Origin of the sequence: Veillonella sp. CHU594, assembly GCF_003992265.1 — a bacterium.
Taxonomy (GTDB): domain Bacteria; phylum Bacillota; class Negativicutes; order Veillonellales; family Veillonellaceae; genus F0422.
The window spans coordinates 223,312-247,982 of sequence record NZ_RQVB01000002.1 but is presented as its reverse complement, the minus strand read 5'-3'; the positions used below and the strand labels follow the sequence as shown (position 1 = coordinate 247,982).

The window sequence follows — 24,671 nt, the reverse complement described above, 5'->3', positions numbered from 1 at the left end:
AAATAGAGAGGACTTTATGGGAAAGGGAAAGAAACGGAAACAACACCAACCACAGCCACAACAGACGATTACGACAGCCCGTTTGACCACGATGATTAAATGGATGTTGTTTATTAATCATTTAGCTTTGTGCTGGTTCTTTAATGGTCGGGCTGATATGAGTTTACTAGCTGCTAATATGCTAGGTGGCTTAGCCCTTTGCGGGATTTACTGGATGCGTTTTAAGAAGGAAATGTTCACCGATGAAGATGTAGAGCGTGGCATGCGCTATGTATTGTCCTATATTCTGATGACGATGACAGCTTTCTTTTATACCTTGGCGATGTATCGTTCGGGGGAGTTAACGGATACTATGTATATGATTATTACAGGAGCTAGTTTCTTTGTGTGGTTCTGCTTGTATAGCGCTACACAAGGGTTTATCAAAAAAAGTGAATAATATATACTACAAGTTCTCATTACGTTATAGGTAATGGGAACTTTTTATATTTAAATATTTCGATAAACTATATGAAAAGCTATTGCATTTTATGATTTACTATGCTAAGATATACACATAACAAATAATAATTATTAATTGCTAATTAGAATAATTAGCAAAATTAGTAAAATAACTAAAGAAAAGGAGAAACAGGTATGAAAAACTTACAAGCAGTCAATCAATATATTGCAAACTTAGCAATTTGGAACATTAAACTTCACAATTTCCATTTTAATGTAGTAGGATCTCAATTTGTGCCAGCTCACAAATATTTAGAAGAAGTTTACGATGTAGCATTTGATTATTATGATGCAGTAGCTGAGCATGTAAAAATGCAAGGTGAAGAACCTGTAGTGCATGTGGCAAAATATTTAGAAATTGCTTCTTTGAAAGAAGAACCAGGCAACAAATTCTCCGTAGAACAAGTGTACAACTTCTTAGTAGGAGATTTCGAATTGTTGAACAAAGAAGCTCGTGCCATCCGCGAAGCAGCTGATGAAGAAGGTAACTTCGGATTAGTGGCTATCATGGAAGACCACATTGCTTACTATGAAAAACAATTGTGGTTCTTACGTGCTACTTTAGGCTAATTCCTCCTGACAGTAACATCGAACCAATCACATAACACTCCCTTATATGTGATAATATCCTGAATATGACTAACACAATATAACTATACAATTAACTATACAAGAGGACCCCTGTTTCGCGCAGGGGTTCTTTCAGTATATAGAACATACCTTTGAAAGGTGATAAAACGATGTATTGTAAAATTTCATTGCCAGGTGATACAATACAAGTAATGTAAGAGAGGTTGAGAAAGGGGCATAGAGGATGAATCGATTTTTACGACGAGGACAATTACAAACTATAGAACCACAGAAGGATACATCTGTGGTAGAAGACATGGATACGCTGGTGAGTGAAGTGAGTTCGGATGAGTTCTTGGACATGGTGCAACAAGAGGGGACGTCAAAGGATTTGAACCGAGCTATGGATATGGTGGAGATTGAAGAGTCAGAAGAAAACCGTGCACCTTTGGACCCTTATGAAGCAATGACGATTCGTGATTATAGTCAATTGGATGTATTGCCAGAGCATGCTGATGAAGATTATGGTTTTTCTAGTGCAAACGAAACAGAACAGGATCAATTTTTCCATAACAACTACAATGATATTATGGAAGATGAGTTAGAGTATGATCAACAAGAGGCTGATAGTTCTTATGATTACAATTCTGGAGATAGTTTTGACTTCGACTTTGATGTTGACTTTGACTTGTTTGATGACTTTGATAATGACTAGTAAGGAATGAATGATGACGAAGCCCATACATACAAGGACATCAGTATGTCCTTATGATTGCCCAGATGCCTGTGGATTGATCTTGACCATTGAGGGAGACCAGTTACAACGGGTACAAGGTATGAAAGATCACAGCTTTACGAGAGGAACGCTGTGCCAGAAAATGCAACAGTATGAACGAACAGTCCACCATAGGGAACGTCTGACAACGCCTTTGCGACGCATAGGTCCTAAGGGAAGCGGTCAATTTAAACCGATTACTTGGGACGAAGCACTAGAGGAAATTGCTCAGCAGTTTCAGCACTGTATCCATACATACGGTTCTGAAAGTATTATGCCCTATTCCTATGCAGGGACCATGGGAATCTTACAAAAGAGTGCAGGGGATCCACTCTTTGCCATACTTGGTGCGACCCGTCAAGATAAGGGGATTTGTTCCCCTGCCAAACGGTATGGTTGGGCTAGTCTTATGGGGAATACCCTAGGGAGTCGTCCACAAGATATACAATACAGTGATTGTGTGGTGTTGTGGAGCCTCAATGCAGTGGCTACGGATGTACATGTCCTACATGATGTGACCATAGCTCGCCAGCGAGGTGCCAAGCTTTGGGTGATTGATACGTACTATACGGAGACAATGAAATTAGCAGATGAAGTCATTATCATACGACCAGGTACAGATGGAGCCTTTGCGTTGGGTGTGGCTTATGTGCTCGTGGAAGAAGGATTAGTACATGAGGAATTTATTCATCAGTATGTACAAGGCTATGAAGGATTCCGTGATGCTGTTACTTCTCAATATCCACCATCGAAAGTGGCTCGAATCACAGGCGTACCAGAGGAACGGATTATCCAGTTTGCTCGTGCTTATGGACAGGCAATGGCACCATTTATCCGCTTAGGCAGTGGACTATCTCGCTATGGGAACGGAGCGAATACGGTGCGATGTGTAGTGGTACTACCTGCCTTGGTGGGGGCGTACCTACATACAGGAGGTGGCCTCTTGTCGAGTGCCTCGGGTAGTCAATTTGTTGGCGGTAAGCGTGTCAGTTGGGAGCGCTTTCAGACAAAAGAAACACGGTTGAACCCTATGATTCATTTCGGACCGATGTTAACAGAGGCGGACAACCCACCGATTAAGGCCCTCTATGTATATTCCAGCAATCCTGCGGTGACCTCACCGGACCAAACAGTGGTACGCAAAGGATTGTCACGAGAGGACCTATTCACAGTGGTGCACGAACGGTTTATGACAGATACGGCAAAGTATGCGGATATTGTACTCCCTGCAACTACGTCCGTAGAGCATAATGATATCTATAATTCTTATGGGCATTACACCATTGGTTGTGGTTATCAAGCCATACCTCCTGTAGGTGAAAGTCGCTCTAACTGGGACACCATTTGTAGTATTGCCAGAACTATGGGCATCGATGACCCTGTGTTTGCTATGTCAGAGTTGGAGATGATTGAAGATATTGTGCGATATGCTCCGATTTCAAGAGAAGTGCAAGATAGAATCTTGGCAGGGGAGCTAGTGGAGATGGATCTATCCAGTACGTATAAGCTAGAGTATGGTACACCATCGGGTAAGATTGAATTATATAACCCATTAGAGTGTGAGCCCTATCCTGTGTATCGTGAGGCTCATGGAGATACAGCGGAGTTCTTCCTCATCAATGGTGCTGATCCACGTATACTAGATTCGTCCTTTTGTGAGATACAAGAAGATACACCAAAGATGGTTGCTCGTATGCATCCTGATGATGCCCAGCGCAAGGGCGTATGGCACAGTGAATTTGTGCGTATGTATAATGAGCGAGGTTCCTTGCGGATTGCCTTAGTCATTGATGATGCGGTGCCAAAGGGGACTATTGTGAGCAGTGGTGTCTGGTGGCAATCGCAGTCCTATGATACAGAGCATACCATCAATGTATTAACTGCCTCACGATCTACCGATTATGGTTGGGGTAGTACCTTTTATGATGTGAAAGTATATGTAGAGCCCTGCGACTAAAAATAAGTAATGCTTGGTTATAGTTAATAGATGTAGTTTGCCTATCAATTATAGTTCGGATATATATGCATAATTGGTATAGACAAAGCCATTTTCCACAAAGAAAATGGCTTTTTATTTTACTTATAATTAGATATAATAAAAAAATAAGCATAAGAAGTGTTTTTATACAGTGTATATTTGTTATTATGGGATGTATTTGAAAGGAGATATTATGTCAGATCATACTCAACTATCGGGGCGAGCCTATATTGCTATCGGCCTGATGCTGTTCGCTTTATTCTTTGGGGCAGGTAACTTAATCTTCCCTGCTACCTTAGGTCAACATGCAGGTACCAATGTGTGGTGGGCCATCTTAGGGTTTATCGTAACTGGTGTAGGTTTACCATTGTTAGGGGTTATGGCCATGGGATACTCCGGTAGCCGTAACGTACAAAGTTTGGCAAGCCGTGTGCATCCAGTGTTTGGGGTCCTATTTACATTGGCATTATACTTATCCATTGGCCCTGCTTTTGCCATCCCTCGTACGGGGACTGTATCCTATGAAATTGCAGTGAAACCATTCTTAGGTGGAGCTGCCTCAGATACAGCACTATCCTTGTTCCTTGTGGGGTTCTTCGTAGTCACATTGTGGCTCTCTATTAATCCGCAAAAATTGGTGAATCGCATTGGTAAAATCTTAACACCAGCCTTGCTACTGACCATCGTGGTATTGATTGTTAAATCTTTGATTACTCCATTAGGCAGCTATGGTACACCGACAGAGTCCTACGCTACTAGCGGTACAGCATTCCTACAAGGATTCTTAGATGGATATAACACATTAGATGCCTTAGCATCTTTCGTATTTGGTATTTTGGTTATCGAATTCGTGACACTTTCAGGGGCACAAACACGTGATGAGATTACACGCGCCACTATGAAAGCAGGTTTAATCGCTGTAGGTTGTTTAGGCGTGGTGTATATCTTCATTGCTAGCTTAGGCGCTACCAGCGTAGAACAGTTAGGCATCTTAGATACAGGGGCGCCTGTATTGGCAGAATCTGCTCGTTTGTTATTCGGCGATTTAGGGGCTATGATCTTGGCAGTTATCGTATTGTTGGCGTGTTTGACGACGAGTATCGGACTTGTTACTTCTTGTGCACAGTATTTTAGCACACAATTTGGTGGCTTATCCTATAAATCCTATGCAGTGCTATTCGTGTTGATTTCTTTCGGCGTAGGCATGTTTGGATTGAAAACCATCATTACTGCAGCCATTCCTGTGTTGATGTTCCTGTACCCATTATCCATCGCATTGATTGTGTTGGCTTTCTTACATCCGTTGTTCAACGGTCGCCAATGCGTATATGCTTGGACAGTAGGGGCAACCTTCATCACAGCTCTTGTATCTGGCTTAGAAACAGCGAGCATAGACTTAGGTAGCTTAGGGCAATTCTTTGCTACACAAGTACCAATGCATGGCATCGGTATGGACTGGCTTGTATTCGGCGGCGTAGGATTCGTGATTGGATTGATCCATCGGGCGTTGGTGAAAGCGTAAGGTAGATATAGTATTAATAACTAAATATGGTCTGCACATTTATAGTTAAATAGTATTTAGCATTTTTATAAGGTCTTCTTTTGATTAGGTTCGTAGAATCTATTGTCATAGAGAAGACCTTTTTGTATGTACTTTTAATGAATACAAAACATTAAAAATGTTGACGGGGGGGGGACATTTGCTATTATGAAGATATCATGAAGAAATAATATATTTTTGTAATGAATGTCAGAAAGGGAGATTATAAAATGAGAAAAAAACGACTTCGTTATATCATTTTATCTGCTATCGCTGGGAGCGTATTATTAACACCTGCCATGGCACATAATTATGACTCTTACATCACGAATCCAAGAGAGCCAGTTACGTATATTGTAGATGGTAAAGCGAATACTATGCAAATTGCTAAATTAAGTAAAAATGACCCTTATGAGGGTTATGATGGTAAGCATGCATTTACATCTACTAACATTGAGGATCGCTTTGAATCTCGTGGGGCAGTGACACGATATACACGACCAAACTCTGAAGATGCCGATGGAGCCATGAGTGTCAATCCAATGTCGGTACAATCGATAAACCATCCTAATGATAAAGTAACTTGGGGACCAGATGCGGGTGATTCTGATAAAGATGCTGAGTTTAATTATGTAGCACTGCAAAATGGAACAACAGAAACTGTATATGTGGTTAATCATCCTATGAGCGGGCATGGAAATGCTAGACTAAATGTATTAGAAATGTTCAGTGGCGATAATTTGCATGAAATTGCAGCGGTAAATAATGCTGTGAATGCAATGCAAAATCGTGTCATTCTACGAAATGTAGGACGGTTGCGAGATGTCATAGGTGCTGAAATCAATAATGGAGATGGCAGCGCCATTGATAATGATGTCTTCGTAGCTGGTGGTAAAGATATTGATATTATTTATGGAGCTAGAGCTTATAATACTTTTCCTGCAACAGGTTCTTTAAAAAATAATTTAGTTACCTTAGGGGCAGGCAAAGTAGTCACAGCATTTGGTGCTTATGCTACTACTCGAGATGAAGAAGAATCATTTTTCCAAGGAAAACCATCAACAGAAAAATCTAAGGAAGTTATTGGAAACCGAGTTCAATTAGGGTTTAATCCAGATGATAAATGGCAAGCGGACGGAAGAAGCCCAGCTACAGTAGGTCAAATCGTAGGTGGTTTTTCTGCAACCAATAAAGCTAATAAAAATACTGTGATTATCGGTGAAGGATCCATCGGTGGTCTAGGTATGTTCAAAGTAAAAAATGAACAATCTAAACATAATATTAATGGTGTAGATACAAATGGTATTTATACGGATGAAGTTCCTTATGGTGACGATAACACAGTCTATAAATATTTCCGCCAACCAGGTAACTACTACATCATCGGCGGTATGAGTGATGTAGAAGCCACAGGTAATACGGTAGATATTAATAAAGCAGAACCATTTGCTAATAAACAAGTTGGTATTTGGGGTGGCCATTATATCCTAGGTGGTTCTACTGGTGATATCAAATCTGGTAATACCTTGAATGTAAATAAAGTAAAAGGAATTACGTTATCTCATTTAGCAAACTTTGAAAACTATAACTTTGATTTACCTGAAAATGCTGTGAATGGAGATACTATCCTTACAGTAACCGATTCACATGGCACAGATGTATCTAATACAAAAATTAATGTAGGTGTATCTGGGGCAGCTCCAGTATTACATAATGGAGATAGCATTAACCTTATCTATAACAGAAATGGTGTGAATACAACAGGTGTTCAATATGGCAAGTTACAACAAGGCGTATCTTTAAGCTATGATATCACTGCTAAAGCAGGAGATGATAAAAAATCTGTTGTTGCTGTAGTAGGTAAAAATACAAGTGGTCGTCCAGCGACAACTAGCATAGATGAGGTTACAACTAATAGTTTGTCATCCTATACTAGTTACTTAGTAAATACTGCTAATAGTACCTCTCAACCAATTACATTAAATGCGGCTACTGCGCATAGAGATGCTAATGGAAAAATGGTATTTACAACAGATGACATTGGAAGTCGCATCCAATCTCGTGGGGAAGAAACGAAGTATGAACGTCCTGAAGGACCTAAGGTAGAGATGAGTGTAAATCCACTTCATGAGTTTGATTCGCATGATAATGGCGAAGCAAGTACATCGAAACCTAGAACTTGGGGACCTGAACTTGTAAATGCACGTGGAGGTAATAGTGCTAAAAATAATTATCTAGCATTAGTAGATGATACAGATCAACAAGCATTTACGGCTAATGTCGATGGAAGTGGACATGCAATTGGAAATGTACTTGAATTATTCGCTTATCATAAAAGTAGTGTACCAGTAGGTGTTAATAATAAAATAGATAAGTTAAGTCCATTGGATAAAGCTCCTAATGAATCTGATAAAGGTATAATAGGGGCAGCGATTGTAACTGGTAGCGGTAATGCCTCTAAAAACCAAGTTGTTATTCAAAGTGATGATAGACACTATAGTGATATTGTGGGTGCAGCTATAGTTAAAGCTGAAGGAGATAGCCCTAATAACGAGCCAAATGGTGATGCAGTAGATAACGAAGTAGTAAGTCTTGGTGATGCGACATTAGAAACTTTATATGGAGCGATGTCCGTTAACAAAAATGCTAAAGGAACTTTAAAAAATAATAGGGTTGTTATCATTAATGGATATCCAACTGTGGCATATGGTGCATTTGCAACCGTGCTAGATGAAGATGAAACTATATTCAATGGCATTAGATCCAAACAAATATCAAAAGAAGTAGTTGGTAATTTGGTTCAGCTTGGTGCTGGAGCAAATGAAAAGTCTTTAGTAAAAGGTAAGGATCCTGCTACGGTAGGTCAAATTGTAGGAGGATATTCTGCAACGAATAAAGCCAATAAAAATGCTGTGATTATTAATGACGGTATTATAGGTGGTGTTGGTGTATTCAAAGTTAAAAGTGAACAAAAGCAACATAATATTAATGGCATAGATGCAAATGGTATTTATACAGATGAAGTATCGCCTATTGAAAAAAACTCTGATCGTAAATATTATAATAAACCAGGTAACTACTACATCATCGGCGGTATGAGTGATGTGGAAGCCACAGGTAATACGGTAGATATTAATAAAGCAGAACCATTTGCTAACAAACAAGTTGGTATTTGGGGTGGTCATTATATCCTAGAGGGTTCTACTGGTGATATTAAATCTGGTAATACCTTGAATGTAAATAAAGTAAAAGGAATTACTTTATCGCATTTAGCAAACTTTGAAAACTATAACTTTGATTTACCTGAAAATGCTGTGAATGGAGATAGTATCCTTACATTAACTGATCCACATGGTACAGATGTATCTAACACCAAAATTAATGTAGGTGTATCTGGCGCAGCTCCAGTATTACATAATGGAGATAGCATCAATCTTATCTATAATAGCAATGGTGTGAATACAACAGGTGTTCAATATGGCAAGTTGCAACAAGGTGTATCCTTAAGCTATGATATTACTGCTAAAGCAGGAGATGATAAAAAATCTGTTGTTGCTGTAGTTAAAAATTCTTCTGAAGAAACAACTACTCCAGCAAAACCATCTACAGGCGATACAGCAAAACCAGTAACACCAGTAGTACCAAGCACAGGTGATACAACAAAACCGGTAACACCAAGTACAGGTGATACAACAAAACCAGTAACACCAGTAACACCAAGCACAGGCGATACAACAAAACCAGTAACGCCAGTAGCACCAAGTACAGGTGATACAGAAAAACCAGTAACACCAGTAGCACCAAGAACAGGTGATACAACAAAACCAGTAACGCCAGTAGCACCAAGTACAGGCGATACAGTAAAACCAGTACTACCAGTAGTACCAAGCACAGGTGATACAACAAAACCAGTAACACCAGTAGCACCAAGAACAGGTGAAACAACAAAACCAGTAACTCCAGTAGCACCAAGCACAGGTGATACAACAAAACCAGTAACGCCAGTAACACCAAGCACAGGTGATACAGAAAAACCAGTACCACCAGTAGTACCAAGTACAGGTGATACAACAAAACCAGTAACACCAGTAACACCAAGTACAGGCGATACAACAAAACCAGTAACACCAAGTACAGGTAATGTTCCTGTAAAAGTATTGCCACAAACTAAATCTTTAGTGGAAACTAGAACAGCTGTTTCTGGCTTTATTAACAATGGACAAGATAGCATTACTAAAGCATTTGCAAATCATACTGGTGAAACTTCACCAATCATTGCAGGGATTAACCATGACCGCATGAAAATGGAAACAGGATCTTATGCAAATATTAAAGGATCTCATGCTGTTTTAGGTTTATCTAAACAGTCAGGAAGAACGTACTGGGGACCATTCTTAGAAATGGGGTGGGCTCGTTATGATAGCCATTTGGATTCTGGTCTTCGTGCAGAAGGAAATGCGAAATACTACGGTGTTGGTATGTATGCAAAAACAACCCTTGATAATGGAGTATATGTAGAATCTAGTGTACGTGGTGGACGTACGAATTATACCTATGAAAGTAATGAGTTAGTAACAGCTTCTAGCAATGTTCATGCTTCTTATGATGCGCATAACAGCTACTATGGTGCACATTTAGGACTTGGAAAAGTAGTGTCTTATGGTAATCATTTAGAAGGTAATGTATATGCTAATGTATTCTATAGCCATCAAGGAGAAGCAAATGCCACTCTTACAGGTAAAGGGCTAGGTGAAACATATGCATTTGACAGTGTGAATAGTGTTCGTACACGCTTAGGATACAAAGTTTCTAAACACATGAGTAATCATAATACATGGTATTTAGGTGTTGCTTATGAACGTGAATTCTCTGGCGAGGCGCATGCAACTGTTAAAGGTTTAAGTACATTGGCTCCTTCTTTAGGAGGTTCCAGCGGTCTTGTAGAAGCGGGCTATACATATGGCAGCAATAAAGATGCTTTCAGTGCTACGCTTAATGTTGAAGGCTGGTTCGGTCAAAAACGTGGGGCAACTCTCGGAGGAAGCATTAATTGGAAATACTAATCATGTTACCCTGGTAGCCTGATATAAGAAAATTAGCACTAGTTATGTATAGCTAGTGCTAACTTTCATTCCTATTTTAAATTAATATGATATATCTATCATTAGTTACAATCTAGGATAGTTAAATCATAAAGCTCTTTAAATTACATACCAATCGAGAAAACAAAAAGCTACACAGTAGAATGTATCTACGTGTAGCTTTTATGTATATAACCTTACAGGCATTCTTATTCCAAATCATCGAAATCAAATGCTGCTGCTTTTGTATAGTTTGTAACTTTTGCTTCAAAGAAGTCAGTTTTCGTGCTATTCAAGTTGGAGAAACTTTCAATCCAAGCCATAGGATTTTCTTTGATTTCTGGATATAACGGTTGCAAGCCGATGGAATCAGCACGTTGGTTTGCTAAGTATTTGATATAGCGCTCGATCAATGTGTTGTTGATGCCAAGGATTTTGTCATCTGTAATGTATTGACCCCAAGCGATTTCATTTTCTGTACCTTCGTGAAGCATTTGTGTCAATTCAGCCTCTAGTTCAGGAGTGAATAGTTCAGGGCGTTCGATGCGAAGCTCACGGATAATGTTTTGGAACAATACTAAGTGAGTCACTTCATCGCGATTGATGTATTTAAAGATCGTGGAAGTTGCGGTCATTTTACCTTGGCGAGCCAATGTGTAGAAGAAGCTAAATCCGGAGTAGAAATAGATGCCTTCTAAAATGTAGTTTGCCATGATAGTGCGAATCAAATTGTGCTCTGATGGTTCATCGCTAAAACGTTGGTAAATGTCAGCGATGAAGCGGTTACGAGCTAGTAAATGTTCATCTGTACGCCACTCATCATAAATGCGGTCACGAGTAATTGGATTCGTTACCGTATCTAAAATGTAAGAATAGGATTGAGCGTGAATTTCTTCTTGGAAGGCTTGGATATTCAATAAAGAAGCCACTTCGGATGCCGTAATATAACGGCTCAAGTTTGGCAAGTTCTCGCTTTGAATGGAGTCCAAGAAGTTCAAGAAAGAAATAATTTTGTCGAAGGCACGGCGTTCGCTGTCCGTTAAATAAGGGAATTGCTTAATATCTTCGTTCAAAGAAATTTCTTCAGGAATCCAGAAATTGTTCAGCATCGTGCGATACAATGTATTCGCCCAATCGTACTTAATACGATTCCATTCCCGTAAATTCGTCGTATTACCGCCCACCATACTTTGTGTGCCACGGTCGCCATGTTCATTAAAAATCAGTTTCTTTTCCATGAAAGTAACTCCTACCTTATCTATAATAACAATATATTTATGAATTATTATGAAAGCCTGGATAGAATACATGCTTTCATAGGTCTGTAGATATAAACTACCTCCTATTATACTAAAAATGCATACTAAAAAGATAGGGGGAGGGATGATTAATAGGTAGAGCGTTGTGAATTTGGATATAGCAATATATAATGATATTAGATAAAAGTTAAAACAATAGTGTATCCGTATTTATTAGAGGTATTAGAAAAATAAAATCGTTAATGAAATGAAAAAAGGGAGGTATATATGTATGGAGAATGTAGGTCGTGTGTCTAAAAAGACACAGGAGGTACGGAAAGAAAATAAACGAAATACATTAGTATCTTTAGCCAGTTTGTTGAAGGAAGAATTGGATAGGGAATTGCAAAAAGGAATAGATTCGTTAAAGAATGATAAAACCTATAGTATAGATGAAGTAGATGCATTTTTTATGAAGAAATATGGTATATAAAAAGCACAGGGACGCGAGCCCTGTGCTTTTGTATACTTTATATTAGAATGTGGGGGCTATTCATTTAGTACAGTCTTATATCATCATTTCTGTACATTCTTATGATAGCATTTATACATTTATAAACTGTTTTCCAACAAAAAATCAATCACATGTTTGTGAACGATTCCATCTTGGCTAAAGTCAATGGTATCCATGGAGAGAACAAACTTAGGGTAATTATCTTGTACATGCGCATAGACGCCAAATTCACGTTGTCGTGTAGCTTCTGTTTCCATAAGATAGGACACTTGATAGTATATTCGTTCTTTATCCTTCGTAGCAATAAAGTCGATTTCCATATCCTTTACCTTCCCAATTTCTACGGTATATCCTCTAGATATCAGCTCAATATATATGATATTTTCCAGGGTTCTTTCAATATCTTTCGTATTAGAATACCCTTTGGCAGCCCGAAATCCATGGTCTGTAAGGTAATATTTTTCATCGATTTTAAGATTCTTTTTACCGACCGTATCGAATCTAGGCACTTTTTTCAGGATGAAAGCTTGCTGACAATAGTCTAAATAATTCAGTATAGTATCAATGGAAACATCCCGATGCTCGCTCTTTAAATATTTTTTAATACTAGTTGCAGAAACGGGGGACCCTATATTTTGTATAGTAAATGATAGGATTCGATTGAAAATATCTACATCGCGAATTTTATTGTGTGTCAACACGTCTTTGATCAAAACCGTATGATACACATCATTTAGATATTTATAACTACTATTTTCTTCTAAGTTAAAGTATTTTAAGGTAGGCATACCACCTAATTGGATGAACTTAGTGAATAGCTCTTCCTTACTAAGCTGTTTTTCTTGGAATACTTCTACAAACTCATCAAATGTAAACGGCTGTATTTCAAATTCTACATATCTGCCAGCAAGAAGGGTAGCAAGTTCGCCAGAGATTAAGGTGGAGTTGGAACCAGTAATATAGATGTCGCAATCTTTATCAACACGTAGACCATTTACAACTTTTTCCCAATCTTCCACTAACTGTATCTCGTCAAAGAAATAGTAAAGCTTCCCATCCAAGTGCTTTGTTGTTTCTATGAGATATTTTGCCAATAATGTGGCATTGTTTATCTCTAAAAATTCTAAGGATTCAAAGTTAATATAAACTTTACGTTCATCAGGCACTTCTTGTAAGATAGTGTCTTTAATTATCGTTAATAAAGTAGACTTTCCAACACGGCGCATACCTGTGAGAATTTTAATTACAGGCTTATCAATGAATGGTTCTATTTGGGTTAAGTACTTAGGACGTTTAATATATTCCATAGCTAATACCTCACTTTCATTGATTCTATTATACTCGAAACAATTAAAGATTCCAATAATTATTTCGAGTATGGTCGAAAGTATTACAGATTGCGCATATCAATTCGATTATACTCGAAAGGGTGGGAGAGAATTTGGTTTTGATTATAAACGAAATCCATAGAAGAGTCATCAACGTGAGTTGGGCTCATCTCTTCCTATTATGGGAGGAGGTGATACTATGACGAAATATGAAACAATCAGCTTGATCATTTCTATTTTATCATTAGTAGTTAACATTATTGCTTTATATAAATAATGAAAACGCCTAACGTAAAGAGGTATCTCACCACCTCAACACGTTAGGCCATTTCATTTCATCATTTTTTTGAGATGAGCCTAACGCCACCACACGTTGAAGACTCTTCTTGTTTGTAAGTCAAGTATACCATAGTTACTAACAGAATACAAACATACCTATAAATGATGACTAATTTTTCATCGATTTTAAGTTTATTTACCCACTGTATCAAATCTAGGTATGTTCTTGAGGCTGAAAACTTACTGAGAATAGTTTAATGATAGAAACTTTAACCGTGTGCAATTCGACACGTTTAGAAAACAGTTAATAATAGAATTATCAAAGAAACTAACAAGAGAATATGGTAAGGGATTTTCAAGATAGAATTTGCAAAATATAAGGAACTTTTATTTGTTATATCCAATTTGCCAGATAGTGTCTAGCAAATTAAGTTGGTCACTAGGACAATACTATAGACATACCAAAAGAGCACAGTGTGCCCCGAACAAACATCATGAAATGCCGTTTGTGAGGAGCATGCCGTGCTCTTATATGTATCAGGTTTAACCCCACCAAAGATTAGGAGGAACAGCTAGTGCATTCATCCATTTCTAAGGATTGGTTACGGATATAGTAAATTGTCTTAATACCTTGTTTATACGCTTCCACATATAAATCTAGAATTTCTTTTGCTTTCATTTGTGGCGTAATATACAAGTTGAAAGACTGTGCTTGGTCGATATGGCGTTGGCGGATACCGCACGCTTTGATAGACCATTGTTGATCAATCGTGTGGGCTTCTTTGTAGAACCACATAGTTTCGTTGCTCAAATCAGGTGCTGTTTTAGGTGTAAAGCTACCTTTTTTCTCTTCAATGAAGAATTTTTTGAAGATAGGATCGATACCAGCTGTGGTATTAGCAATGTTGGATGTACTGCCTGTTGGAGCGATAGCCATTAAGTAACCGTTACGGATACCGTATTTTGCCACATCTGCTCGCAGTTGTTGCCATCTTTCAGAGGTATATCCACGGCGTTCAAAATATTCCCCCGTTTCCCATTGAGAACCTTTGAAAGCAGGGTAAGCACCTTTTTCTTTCGCTAATTCCATGGATGCCTTGATGGCAGCGTAGGCAATATTTTCAAACAATGTGTCAGCTACAGCCAAATGCTCATCGCTTTCCCATTGTACTTTATGTTTCACCAAGTAGTGGTGGTAACCGCTAGTGCCAAGGCCGATAGCGCGATATTTTTCACTTGTTACCCGTGTTTCAGGCACAGGGAATTGGTTGATAGTAATAACGTTGTCTAACATACGAACTTGTAAGGCGATATTTTCTTCCAATTCTTCGTCAGAGGTTTGACCTAGGTTGATAGAGTTCAAATTACAGGTTACCATGTCCCCTGCTTTTGTACGAGTCACAATGGAACCATCGTCTTGGATAATTTCTTCATCTAAATCGGTGAAACCAACGTTTTGTGCGATTTCATGACATAAATTGGAAGCATAAATCATACCCGCATGTTTATTAGGGTTCGCACGGTTCGTCGTATCTCGGAAGAAGATGAAAGGTGTACCAGTTTCTACAGCAGAACGCATAATTTTTTTCATCATGTCTAAAGCACTGACTTCGATGCCGTGTAAATCTGGGCTAGCTTCACAAGCTAAATATTTTTCCGTGAATGCTTTATTCGTATCGTCATCGTAATAGTCTTCTAATTGGAAGCCCATCACACGAGATACTTCATGTGGATCGAATAAAGTGAAGTGCTCACGATTGATAACACGTTCCATGAAAATATCTGGTACAGATAGAGCAGGGAAAATGTCGTGTGCCTTACGGCGATCGTCACCATTGTTCGTACGAAGTTCAACAAATTCGTAGAAATCTTTGTGCCACACGTCAAGTGTTACTGTAGCACCGCCTTTGCGTTTTCCTAACTGGTCTACGGCAACGGCAGTATCATTGTATAAACGAATCCAAGGGATGACACCGCCAGAAGAATTTTTATAGCCACGAATGTCAGAGTTCAAGGCACGTACTTTACCAAGATAAATACCAAGAGCGCCACCATGCTTAGACACACGGGAGAACTTTGCATTCACATCGTAAATGGACCATAGATTATCTTCTACACCAGAAATAAAGCAAGAACTCAATTGATGGAATGGTGTACCAGCATTCGCCAATGTTGGTGTAGCTGTAGTCATTTTTAATTCACTCATCAAATCATAGAATTTTTTAGCGTAGTAGACTTTTTTGTCCCCTTCGATGACAGCTAAATGCATAGCGATAGCCATGAAACGCTCTTGTGGAAGTTCGTAAATTTCTTTGTTGAAGCCTTTCACTAGATAGCGGTCTGCCAATAATTTAATACCTTCGTAGTTAAATAAGTAGTCACGTTTTGGCTTGATATAATCGCCTAGTTCTTCTAACTCAGCTTCTGTATATTGTGTTAAGAAAAAGTCTGCATAACGGCCAGCAGCAACTAAGGTTTTTACTAAATCAGTGAAGTTACCATACCCAAAGGCCTTGTATTTACGGTTAATAGCAGCTTCTTTGTATAAATCGAACAAGTATAGACGAGCTGCCACGAATTGCCAGTCTTGGTTCATACGGTTCACCATGTTACCGAAACCATCATCTACCTTTTGGATGACTTTCTCGATGGCAGTTTGAACAAGAGTTTGTTGAATTTGTTTCGTAGTCATGCCGTCCACGAACTGCAATTTACAGTCCATTTCAAGCTCGATAGGGTCACAAGAGTCTAAGCCTAAACAAGCAAAGGCAACCATTTTCTTCGTTTTTTCTACCGACAATGGCTCATAATGGCCATCCCGTTTCTTGATCATAATGCTCATGAGAGTCTCCTTTTTCTGACGATGTAGTTTTTGTACCTGTTGTAAAAATTATCCACATATATTGAATATATGTGAAAGCATATCCGGTTAACATAATGTATTAGGCCTTGACCATAAAAGGCCTCCCATTTACGAATCGCAAATGAGAGTGCATAGATATGTTTTCACACGGACTCAATATCAATATATTGTATAGAGATAAAGTGCTTTGGCACAACATCTTCTAAAATTATACTATATCAGTCATTTTTTCACAACGCCCTCAGCATGTCAAAAATGCATACCATAATGAGGAAAAGATACTTTACAAAATAAAGAGAATGAAAAATTTCGTCGTTTTTGTATAAGATAGTTTGTAGTGGGTACTTTCAGAAAAAGAAAATGGAAAAAAATAGATATGACTTGTAGTCGAGGTGTGATAAAAATCAATATATTGTAATATGAGTTTTAGTAATTTTAATAATGCAAAATAAATATATAAAAGAAAGAAAATAAATTATGAGAAAAACTATCACATAATAAAAATGAGTAATTTTAGAAATAGTAAGAGGAAATTATTTCTAAAGAAACTTTTAATAATGACAAAAAATTATATAACCTAAAAAATTGTGTAATAACAAGATAGTTGGGGGAAAAGATAAAAGTACACTGTATAAGTATAAATTGAATGAGAATTACCTTGAAAATAGTATATTGTTAAATGCTTACTTAAAACCTGTGAAAAGCGTTATCAAAACCGCTTAATCCCTTGTAAAAAGAGGGTTTTTAAGGGCTGCTGTGACAATTGTAACACTTTGGAATACCGTATATAATAAGGCTATAGATTGATGCATATATCAGTCATATATGCAGTTAAACATAGTTCCTTATTTTAAGAACAGTATGTAAGAGGTATAGTTCAAAATAAGACAAGTGTTTTTTGAGGAGGTACGTATGGAACAATATGATGTTCTCGTAGTAGGTAGTGGTGGAGCAGGCCAACGAGCTGCTCTAGAAGCTGCACGACGTGATGGCTTGCGTGTAGCATTAATCACAAAAATTTTCCCAACACGTTCTGCCACAGCAATGGCACAAGGTGGTGTTAATGCGGCGTTAAATAACGTAGCAAAAGAAGACTCTACAGAAGTTCACACATTCGATACTGTAAAAGGTTCTGACTATCTTGGCGACCAAGATGCTATCGAATTCTTCTGTCAACGTTGCCCAGAAGGCGTATTAGAAATGGATTTCATGGGAACTCCTTTCTCTCGTACAGACGAAGGCAAAATCGCACAACGTAACTTTGGTGGACAATCCTATCCACGTACATGCTACAGTGCGGATAAAACTGGTCACGTAATTCTTCATACAACATATGAACAATGTCTTAAAGAAGGCGTACATTTCTTACAAGAATGGTACCTATTAGATATCGTTGTAAAAGACGGTAAAGCTGGTGGTGCTATTATCTGGAATATGAAAAAAGGTAAAGTAGAAATTATCAAAGCTAAATCCATCGTATTATCCACTGGTGGTGCTGGCCGTGTATTCTGGACTCGTACAACTAACCCATTCCTTTCTACTGGTGACGGCATGGCAGTAGCTTTCCGCGCTGGTGTAGGCTTAAAAGATATGGAAATGATTCAATTCCATCCAACTGGTCTTGGTAAAACTGGTATCTTGATGTCCGAAGCTGTTCGTGGTGAAGGCGGATACTTGTTAAACGTTGAGGGCGAACGTTTCATGAAAAAATACGCTCCTAACAAAATGGAATTAGCGTCTCGTGACGTTGTAGCAAAAGCAATCGAAGATGAAATCGCAGCTGGTCGTGGTTTCAATGGTTCTGGCCTTGATGCATACGTAGTAGCTGACCTTCGTCATTTAGGACCTGAAGTTATCATCGAAAAACTTCATGGTATCCGTGACTTGGCTCTTTGCTTTGAACATTGCGATCCTTTAACTGATCCAGTGCCAATTCGTCCTACTTGCCATTACATCATGGGTGGTATCGACGTAGTAGACTACAAAACTTGTGCTACAGAAGTTCCTGGTATCTTCGCATCTGGTGAAGCATCTTGTATCTCTATTCATGGTGCTAACCGTTTAGGTGGTAACTCTTTGGCAGACGGCGTTGTGTTCGGTAAAGTATCCGGTGCGGGCGCTGCTGATTATGCACAAGCTAGCGCATTCGCAGATTGCGATGCTGAATTAAAAGCAAAAGCTGAAGAATGGGAAGCTAAATTCGTTGAAGTTACATCCCGTACTTCTGGTCGTCCAGTAGCTGAAATTCGTGATGAATTGGCAGTAGCTATGTGGAATAAAGTAGGTATCTTCCGTAATGAAGCAGGTATCACAGAAGCTCTTGAAGTGATCGATCGTTTGACAGAAGAATATGAAACTTGCTATGTAGGTGACTCTAACCGTACTTACAATATGGCATTCGTAAACTACGTAGAAATCAAATCTATGTTGACAGTTGCGAAAGCTATCGCTTTGGGCGCTTTACATCGTAAAGAATCTCGTGGTGCTCACGTTCGTGAAGAATTCCCTAAACGTGATGATTCCCAATACTTAAAACACGCTATTTGGAAACTTGGCGAAAATGGCGAATACGTAATGTCCGAACGCGATGTAGTGTTCACTAAATACGAACCACAAGAAAGGAAGTACTAAGATGAGACAAATTACTTATCATATCCACCGCTTTAACGAAGGCCGCGCGTATGTACAGTCTTATACTTTCGATTATGAAGCAGACCGTACTATCCTTTGGGGCTTACAAAAAATTAAAGATACATTAGATCCAACATTAACTTTCGTAGCAGCTTGCCGTTCTGCAGTATGTGGCGCTTGCTCCGTGAAAGTTAACGGTCAAGCTATGCTTGGTTGTGAAGCTAAAATTGATGAAATTACAGAACGTTTCGGTTCTGATGAAATCACAGTAGCTCCAATCGGTAACTTTGATGTAATCCGTGACTTAGTAGTTGACTGGGAAGCAAAAGTTAGCCGCTTGAAAGAAGTAGCTCCTTGGATTTTCGTAAAACCAGAATTCACTACTAAAACTGGTACACGCCAATCTGCTGCAGACTTCAAAAAATTCGTTATGAACACAGAATGTATCCTTTGCGGATGCTGTGCTTCCGAATGTAATAAATTGTCTGCTAACCGTGAAGACTTCTTGGATCCATATGTATATACAAAAGCTAATCGTTTTGTAATGGATTCCCGTGATGTGTCCCCAATGGCGCATACTACACCAGCTTTCAATCATGGCTTGTGGAAATGTGTACATTGTATGAACTGTATCACTCGTTGTCCAAAACATTTGAAACCAGAAAAAGATATTTCCAACCTTCGCCGTGTAGCGACACAAGCAGGCTTGTCCAATAAAGGTACTCGTCATGCTATCGCGTTCAAACAAGACTTGTTAAAAACTGGTCGCCTAAACGAAGTAACAATGAGCTTGAAAACAGACGGATTATTGGATTCCGCAAAACAAGGTCTATACGCTCTTCGTTTATGGAAACATGGCAAAATCAATCCATTCGAATTGGTAGTTCCTCATAAACCAGTGAATGGTATTGAAGGTGTTCGTACAATCGGTCGTGCAGTAGAGGAGGCTGGAAAATAATGAAATACGGATTTTTCCCAGGTTGCGTATTAGAAGGCGCATCTAAAGAAGACTACTTAGCAACCGTTGCAGTAGCGAAAAAATTAGGTATCGAAATCCAAGAATTAGATGGATGGACTTGCTGCGGCGCATCTCATGTTCAAGATATCGATCCATTATTGACTCTTTCCACTAATGCTCGTAACATTGCGTTAGCTGAAAAAGAAGGCTTAGATATTCTTACAGTTTGTAACACTTGTACTTTAATGCTTCGTGAAGCTAAAAAAGAGCTTGATGACCATGAAGTAACTCGCCAAAAAGTTAATAACATTCTTGGCGAAGCTGGTATGAGCTACAAAGGTACTAGCGAAGTAACACATTTCTTGTGGGTACTTATCCGCGAATATGGTTTAGATAATTTGAAAGCAAAAGTGGTTCGTCCATTGACTGGTCTTCGTGTTGCTGAATATTATGGTTGCCATATCCTTCGTCCAGAAGAAGAAATGGGCTTCGAAGATATGCAAATCCCAACAAGCTTGGCAGATTTGATTACAGCATTAGGTGCTACTCCAATCGATTTCTCCCGTAAATTAGATTGCTGTGGTTTCCATGCAGTATATCCTGCACATGATTCTGTAATGCAAATGACTGGTTCTATCAATGCTGATGCGCAAAAAGAAGGTGCTGATTGTGTCGTAACACCATGCCCACTTTGCCAAATGCAATTGGATATGTTCCAAAAAGAAGCAAAAGCAACTGTTCCAATGAATGGTGATATGCCTATCATCCACATGAGCCAATTAATTGGCCTTGCATTGGGTTGCACTCCAGCAGAAATGGGTATGACAGATCGTCACTTGGCAAGCACTGCTTCCTTGAACCGTTTCTTATAATCAGAAATACAATCGTATTACACAAACTTACAACAGGTTGTCCCTCGGGGCAACCTGTTTTTTGCGTGCTCATGGAAGCCTTATATTGTAATTGTACATGTCTAACTGTGGCTTATAGGACAAAATGAGTTTGTTTTAATAGAGGCGATCCTAGTTAAATACTAGCTTCGTTGCATGTTAAAGTTGTTTTAAAAACGTTGAGGTCGGATATAATGAGATGCATTTCCTAGTGGTAAACCAAGTCAAATACAGGGCATATTGTGTAGTAATCTTTTTAAAATATAGTAAATTACTATACTATTGTAAGATTAATATACCGAACATATATATTGAAAAAATAGAACAAATATGCTACTATACTAGTGTGGAGGAGGGATAGTATGGCAGTGTATATGTGTTTAGATTTGAAGAGTTTTTATGCTTCTGTGGAGTGTGCAGATTTGGGGGTAGATCCCTTTACAACTCCATTAGTTGTGGCCGATGCATCACGTGGGCTAGGAGCGATTACATTAGCTATTTCTCCGGCATTAAAGCAATTAGGCGTCAAGAACCGATGTCGATTGTTTGAGATTCCCTCTACTATTGAGTATATGGCAGTAAAGCCTAGGATGCGACGATATATGGAAGTATCTGCCTCTATTTATGGCGTCTTATTGGACTATGTGGCACCAGAAGATATTCATGTGTACTCTATTGATGAGTATTTTATTGATGTGACTCCCTATAGTCGATTGTATAAGAAAACATGGCGAGAACTAGCATTGCTCTTCAAATATAAGGTATTAGAACAGACTCATATTCATGCTACAGTTGGATTAGGAACTAATTTATTTTTAGCTAAGGTAGCTCTCGATGTGTTGGCCAAGCATGCGCCACAGGGAATTGGTATTCTTAATGAGAAGCTATTTAAAGAAAAAATATGGCATCATCAACCGATTACAGATATTTGGCAAATCGGAAGGGGAATCGCAAGCCGGTTACATAAGTATGGCGTAGTGGATTTGCATGGTATTACGACGGTGCCTGAGGAACGCTGGTATAAGGAATTTGGGATTAATGCAGAGCTGCTCATTGACCATGCTTGGGGGCGTGAGACATGCACTATGAAAGAGATCCATATGTACCGACCAGCGAAACACTCTTTGTCGAGAGGGCAAATTTTGCTGAGGAATTATTCCTACGAGGAGTGTCTTGTGCCTCTTCGGGAGATGGTGGAATCTTTATTGTTGGAATTGATTGCAGAGGAAGCGCTGACAAAATATATTTCCTTAGGGGTGCGGTATGCAGATAAAAAGGTGAAAGGTACCGGTGGATCAAGACGGTTATCGAAGTATACGTGCTCCTTAGAGGTACTTTCACAGGCAGTATTGGAACTGTATAAAAAAACTACTCACCCTCATCAAGAGATTCGGCAGTTATCGGTGGGGTTTGATGATTTGGTCAGTCGTGAGGCCGTACCTTGGGAAGAAGATTTGTTTTCTACGTTTCAGGATAGGGAAGAAAAAGCATACCAAGTGGAACGGACCGTATTGTCGATTAAGGAAAAATTTGGAGGTAATTCTATACTTCGTGCTAGCAGTTTGCAAGAAGAGGGGACCATGCAGTTTCGTAATACCTTGGTGGGAGGACATAATGCAACATAAACGACCAAAGATGACATTGTTACAGAGGGCTAAACAATTTATGCCCTTTGCTGCCTTGAAGGGATTTCAAGAGTTATTGGAGGAAACTGCACGATATAAAGAGAATCGTAAAGAACTTTCAGAGGAGCAATTGGAAGTATTGGATGCACAGTGTAAGGGACTAGTGATAGGGAATGTAGTCAGTGTAGTTTATCATAATGGGCGAGCGTATGATACGGTGCAAGGGCGATTACAACAGATTGATACAGTGTATCGAATGATGACGGTAGGAGATGTGCTTGTACCAATGTCTCATATTATGCGAGTTACTACTATCGGTTGAGTATTGACCATTTTTGTAAATCATGTAGAATGGTACATATACGCTATGTGTTAGATATGCGAGCCATAGTGAATACATGAGAACAGGATGGACATAATGAAACAAAAGCGATATAGAACCTATGGGTGGTGGGCCATAGGATTGAGTCTAATCTTGGCTTTGCTAGGATTAGGCTGGAATATGTATGTGAAATATACAACGCCGGTGACGAAATATGTGATAGAAGCAGGCGATTTTGAATTGCAAATCCCTAAGTTAGGCATAACTAGTACCACGATTTCCTTAGCGTGGAATCCAGTGAATGATGACAGATTGGCGGGGTATGATATTTACGTTAATCAAGAAAAAGTGAAAGAAATTCGTCCTAGTGCAAAGGGCGTATCTATCATTCCTAGAATAGAGTTGAAGGGACTAGAATCTGATACAGTATACTTAGTGCAAGTAAAAGCTGTAGATGATACGGGCTCTACCTTGTCTGATTCTTCCAAGATACCAGTCAAAACATTACCTCAAGAACCGCGTTTAGAGGCTACCGCCTATGGCGCAGTAGGAGATGGAATAACGGACAATACGTTAGCGTTACAAAAAGCGATACGTGATACCCCAGCGGGAGGTATCTTACATATTAGTAAAGGTGTATATCTCACAGGAACGCTATTCTTGCACAGTTATATGACCTTAGAATTAGATGAGGATGCTGTACTGATGGCGGTTAATAATAGCTCTGCCTTTGTGAAACCTAATTATGTGGTGACAGGAGGTACGCCATATTTAGGACTTTTACAGTTAGAAGGCGATGAGCAAGGACCTATCGAAAACGTTGTCATTCGTGGTGGTACTATTGATGGATATGGATGGAAAGAAGACCTTTTACAAGAGGAGAATACACCTGAAGCGGATGCAGTGACGCAAGATGTGCTTGATCATACTGGTTTGTTAAGTAAGTCGGAAGTACAAGCTGCTATGCGTAGAGGGGCTAGTTATGAAAAAGGTAATTCTACACGGTCTTCTTTAGTGGTTATCCATCATGGTAAGGATATTTTTCTGAAAAATACGGTGTTAAAAAATGCATCAGCTCATATGGTGGAGGCCACACAAGTGGATCAACTAAGCATCCAAGAGGTGCGTATGGAAGGTAGACACAGTGGTGATGGCTTACATTGGGATGGTGTAGGGTTACTGACACAGAATCTTGTGATGGAACGTATGCAACAAGGGATTGTGGTATTAGCAGGACACCCTGTAGGATCCAGTGTAACGGAGCAGTGGAATGCGTACAATTTACAGATTCGTCATAGTCGTGTAGGCATTGTTTTTGCTAATACAGGAAATACTTGGATTCAACATATGTATTTACAAGGGTTGACTATGGAAGATGTACTACTTGCTATGCGTGTTCGTGAGACTACAACCATAGGAGGCGGCATTCGTGATATTGTGGTACGAGATACTCAACTGCGAGGGATTGCACAACAAGTAGATATAGGAAACAGACGAAATAGTCCTACAGAATGGATTCATACTACTGTAGAGCCTCTAAATTAACAAATAATAAAGGAGAGTTGATGTATCAACTCT

Annotated in this window: 16 protein-coding genes; 13 read left to right on the top strand and 3 right to left on the bottom strand. The window is 39.0% G+C overall.

Translation table 11 applies throughout. The features are described 5' to 3' along the window. Positions 1-16: 16 nt before the first annotated feature. The 6 genes from EO111_RS01545 (at position 17) to EO111_RS01520 (ending at position 10,427) form a co-directional block, all read left to right on the top strand. A complete protein-coding gene (locus EO111_RS01545) occupies positions 17-439 on the top strand; it encodes a hypothetical protein (protein ID WP_127010308.1) in 423 nt (140 codons plus the stop codon). 197 nt (positions 440-636) lie between these two features. After that, positions 637-1,071, top strand: coding sequence for a DNA starvation/stationary phase protection protein (locus EO111_RS01540; RefSeq protein WP_009353871.1), 435 nt, complete (start codon positions 637-639; stop codon positions 1,069-1,071). Positions 1,072-1,315: 244 nt separating this feature from the next. After that, positions 1,316-1,786: a hypothetical protein gene (locus tag EO111_RS01535; protein WP_127010306.1), complete on the top strand. Its 471-nt coding sequence runs from the start codon at positions 1,316-1,318 to the stop codon at positions 1,784-1,786. A 13-nt stretch (positions 1,787-1,799) separates the two neighbouring features. Next, complete coding sequence (locus EO111_RS01530; RefSeq protein WP_127010304.1) at positions 1,800-3,803, top strand: molybdopterin-dependent oxidoreductase; 2,004 nt, start codon at positions 1,800-1,802, stop codon at positions 3,801-3,803. Between the two features lie 214 nt (positions 3,804-4,017). Next, positions 4,018-5,346 carry a branched-chain amino acid transport system II carrier protein gene (gene brnQ, locus EO111_RS01525; protein WP_127010302.1) on the top strand — a complete coding sequence of 443 codons (1,329 nt, stop codon included), beginning with the start codon at positions 4,018-4,020 and terminating at the stop codon, positions 5,344-5,346. Between the two features lie 248 nt (positions 5,347-5,594). Further along, positions 5,595-10,427 (top strand): autotransporter domain-containing protein, encoded by a 4,833-nt coding sequence (locus tag EO111_RS01520; protein WP_127010301.1) that lies wholly within the window; start codon positions 5,595-5,597, stop codon positions 10,425-10,427. A gap of 227 nt (positions 10,428-10,654) precedes the next feature. Here EO111_RS01520 and EO111_RS01515 read toward each other — a convergent pair whose 3' ends face one another. Beyond that, positions 10,655-11,683, bottom strand: coding sequence for a ribonucleotide-diphosphate reductase subunit beta (locus EO111_RS01515; protein WP_062401135.1), 1,029 nt, complete (start codon positions 11,681-11,683; stop codon positions 10,655-10,657). Positions 11,684-11,975: 292 nt separating this feature from the next. On the opposite strand from EO111_RS01515, the gene EO111_RS01510 reads away from it, so the two are divergent. Continuing rightward, the gene (locus tag EO111_RS01510; RefSeq protein ID WP_127010299.1) at positions 11,976-12,176 is read left to right on the top strand and encodes a hypothetical protein; all 201 of its coding nucleotides are present in this window, start codon (positions 11,976-11,978) and stop codon (positions 12,174-12,176) included. Positions 12,177-12,295: 119 nt separating this feature from the next. On the opposite strand, the gene EO111_RS01505 is transcribed toward EO111_RS01510, so the two are convergent. Together EO111_RS01505 and EO111_RS01495 are read right to left on the bottom strand one after the other, a co-directional pair. Further along, positions 12,296-13,504, bottom strand: a complete 1,209-nt coding sequence (locus EO111_RS01505) for an ATP-binding protein (protein ID WP_127010297.1) — start codon at positions 13,502-13,504, stop codon at positions 12,296-12,298. An 859-nt stretch (positions 13,505-14,363) separates the two neighbouring features. Then, positions 14,364-16,646 carry a ribonucleoside-diphosphate reductase subunit alpha gene (locus EO111_RS01495; protein WP_127010295.1) on the bottom strand — a complete coding sequence of 761 codons (2,283 nt, stop codon included), beginning with the start codon at positions 16,644-16,646 and terminating at the stop codon, positions 14,364-14,366. A gap of 933 nt (positions 16,647-17,579) precedes the next feature. On the opposite strand from EO111_RS01495, the gene EO111_RS01490 reads away from it, so the two are divergent. The 6 genes from EO111_RS01490 to EO111_RS01465 all read left to right on the top strand — a co-directional run bounded on the left by EO111_RS01490 (position 17,580) and on the right by EO111_RS01465 (position 24,638). Next, positions 17,580-19,298, top strand: a complete 1,719-nt coding sequence (locus EO111_RS01490) for an FAD-binding protein (RefSeq protein WP_127010293.1) — start codon at positions 17,580-17,582, stop codon at positions 19,296-19,298. Position 19,299: 1 nt separating this feature from the next. Continuing rightward, entirely contained in the window at positions 19,300-20,256 is a 957-nt protein-coding gene (locus EO111_RS01485; protein WP_062401129.1) for a succinate dehydrogenase/fumarate reductase iron-sulfur subunit, read from the top strand. Then, entirely contained in the window at positions 20,256-21,128 is an 873-nt protein-coding gene (locus EO111_RS01480; RefSeq protein WP_062401127.1) for a CoB--CoM heterodisulfide reductase iron-sulfur subunit B family protein, read from the top strand. The genes EO111_RS01485 and EO111_RS01480 overlap by 1 nt, the downstream gene beginning before the upstream one ends. 380 nt (positions 21,129-21,508) lie before the next feature. After that, complete coding sequence (locus tag EO111_RS01475; protein WP_127010291.1) at positions 21,509-22,771, top strand: DNA repair protein; 1,263 nt, start codon at positions 21,509-21,511, stop codon at positions 22,769-22,771. Further along, entirely contained in the window at positions 22,761-23,093 is a 333-nt protein-coding gene (locus EO111_RS01470) for a hypothetical protein (protein ID WP_127010289.1), read from the top strand. The genes EO111_RS01475 and EO111_RS01470 overlap by 11 nt, the downstream gene beginning before the upstream one ends. 96 nt (positions 23,094-23,189) lie before the next feature. Next, positions 23,190-24,638: a glycosyl hydrolase family 28-related protein gene (locus tag EO111_RS01465; RefSeq protein WP_164727580.1), complete on the top strand. Its 1,449-nt coding sequence runs from the start codon at positions 23,190-23,192 to the stop codon at positions 24,636-24,638. The last annotated feature ends 33 nt before the right edge of the window (positions 24,639-24,671 follow it).

Coding starts and splice junctions, on each gene's coding strand:
- EO111_RS01545 (WP_127010308.1), top strand. CDS start 17: ATGGGAAAGGGAAAGAAACGGAAACAACACCAACCACAGCCACAACAG.
- EO111_RS01540 (WP_009353871.1), top strand. CDS start 637: ATGAAAAACTTACAAGCAGTCAATCAATATATTGCAAACTTAGCAATT.
- EO111_RS01535 (WP_127010306.1), top strand. CDS start 1,316: ATGAATCGATTTTTACGACGAGGACAATTACAAACTATAGAACCACAG.
- EO111_RS01530 (WP_127010304.1), top strand. CDS start 1,800: ATGACGAAGCCCATACATACAAGGACATCAGTATGTCCTTATGATTGC.
- brnQ (WP_127010302.1), top strand. CDS start 4,018: ATGTCAGATCATACTCAACTATCGGGGCGAGCCTATATTGCTATCGGC.
- EO111_RS01520 (WP_127010301.1), top strand. CDS start 5,595: ATGAGAAAAAAACGACTTCGTTATATCATTTTATCTGCTATCGCTGGG.
- EO111_RS01515 (WP_062401135.1), bottom strand. CDS start 11,683: ATGGAAAAGAAACTGATTTTTAATGAACATGGCGACCGTGGCACACAA.
- EO111_RS01510 (WP_127010299.1), top strand. CDS start 11,976: ATGGAGAATGTAGGTCGTGTGTCTAAAAAGACACAGGAGGTACGGAAA.
- EO111_RS01505 (WP_127010297.1), bottom strand. CDS start 13,504: ATGGAATATATTAAACGTCCTAAGTACTTAACCCAAATAGAACCATTC.
- EO111_RS01495 (WP_127010295.1), bottom strand. CDS start 16,646: ATGAGCATTATGATCAAGAAACGGGATGGCCATTATGAGCCATTGTCG.
- EO111_RS01490 (WP_127010293.1), top strand. CDS start 17,580: ATGGAACAATATGATGTTCTCGTAGTAGGTAGTGGTGGAGCAGGCCAA.
- EO111_RS01485 (WP_062401129.1), top strand. CDS start 19,300: ATGAGACAAATTACTTATCATATCCACCGCTTTAACGAAGGCCGCGCG.
- EO111_RS01480 (WP_062401127.1), top strand. CDS start 20,256: ATGAAATACGGATTTTTCCCAGGTTGCGTATTAGAAGGCGCATCTAAA.
- EO111_RS01475 (WP_127010291.1), top strand. CDS start 21,509: ATGGCAGTGTATATGTGTTTAGATTTGAAGAGTTTTTATGCTTCTGTG.
- EO111_RS01470 (WP_127010289.1), top strand. CDS start 22,761: ATGCAACATAAACGACCAAAGATGACATTGTTACAGAGGGCTAAACAA.
- EO111_RS01465 (WP_164727580.1), top strand. CDS start 23,190: ATGAAACAAAAGCGATATAGAACCTATGGGTGGTGGGCCATAGGATTG.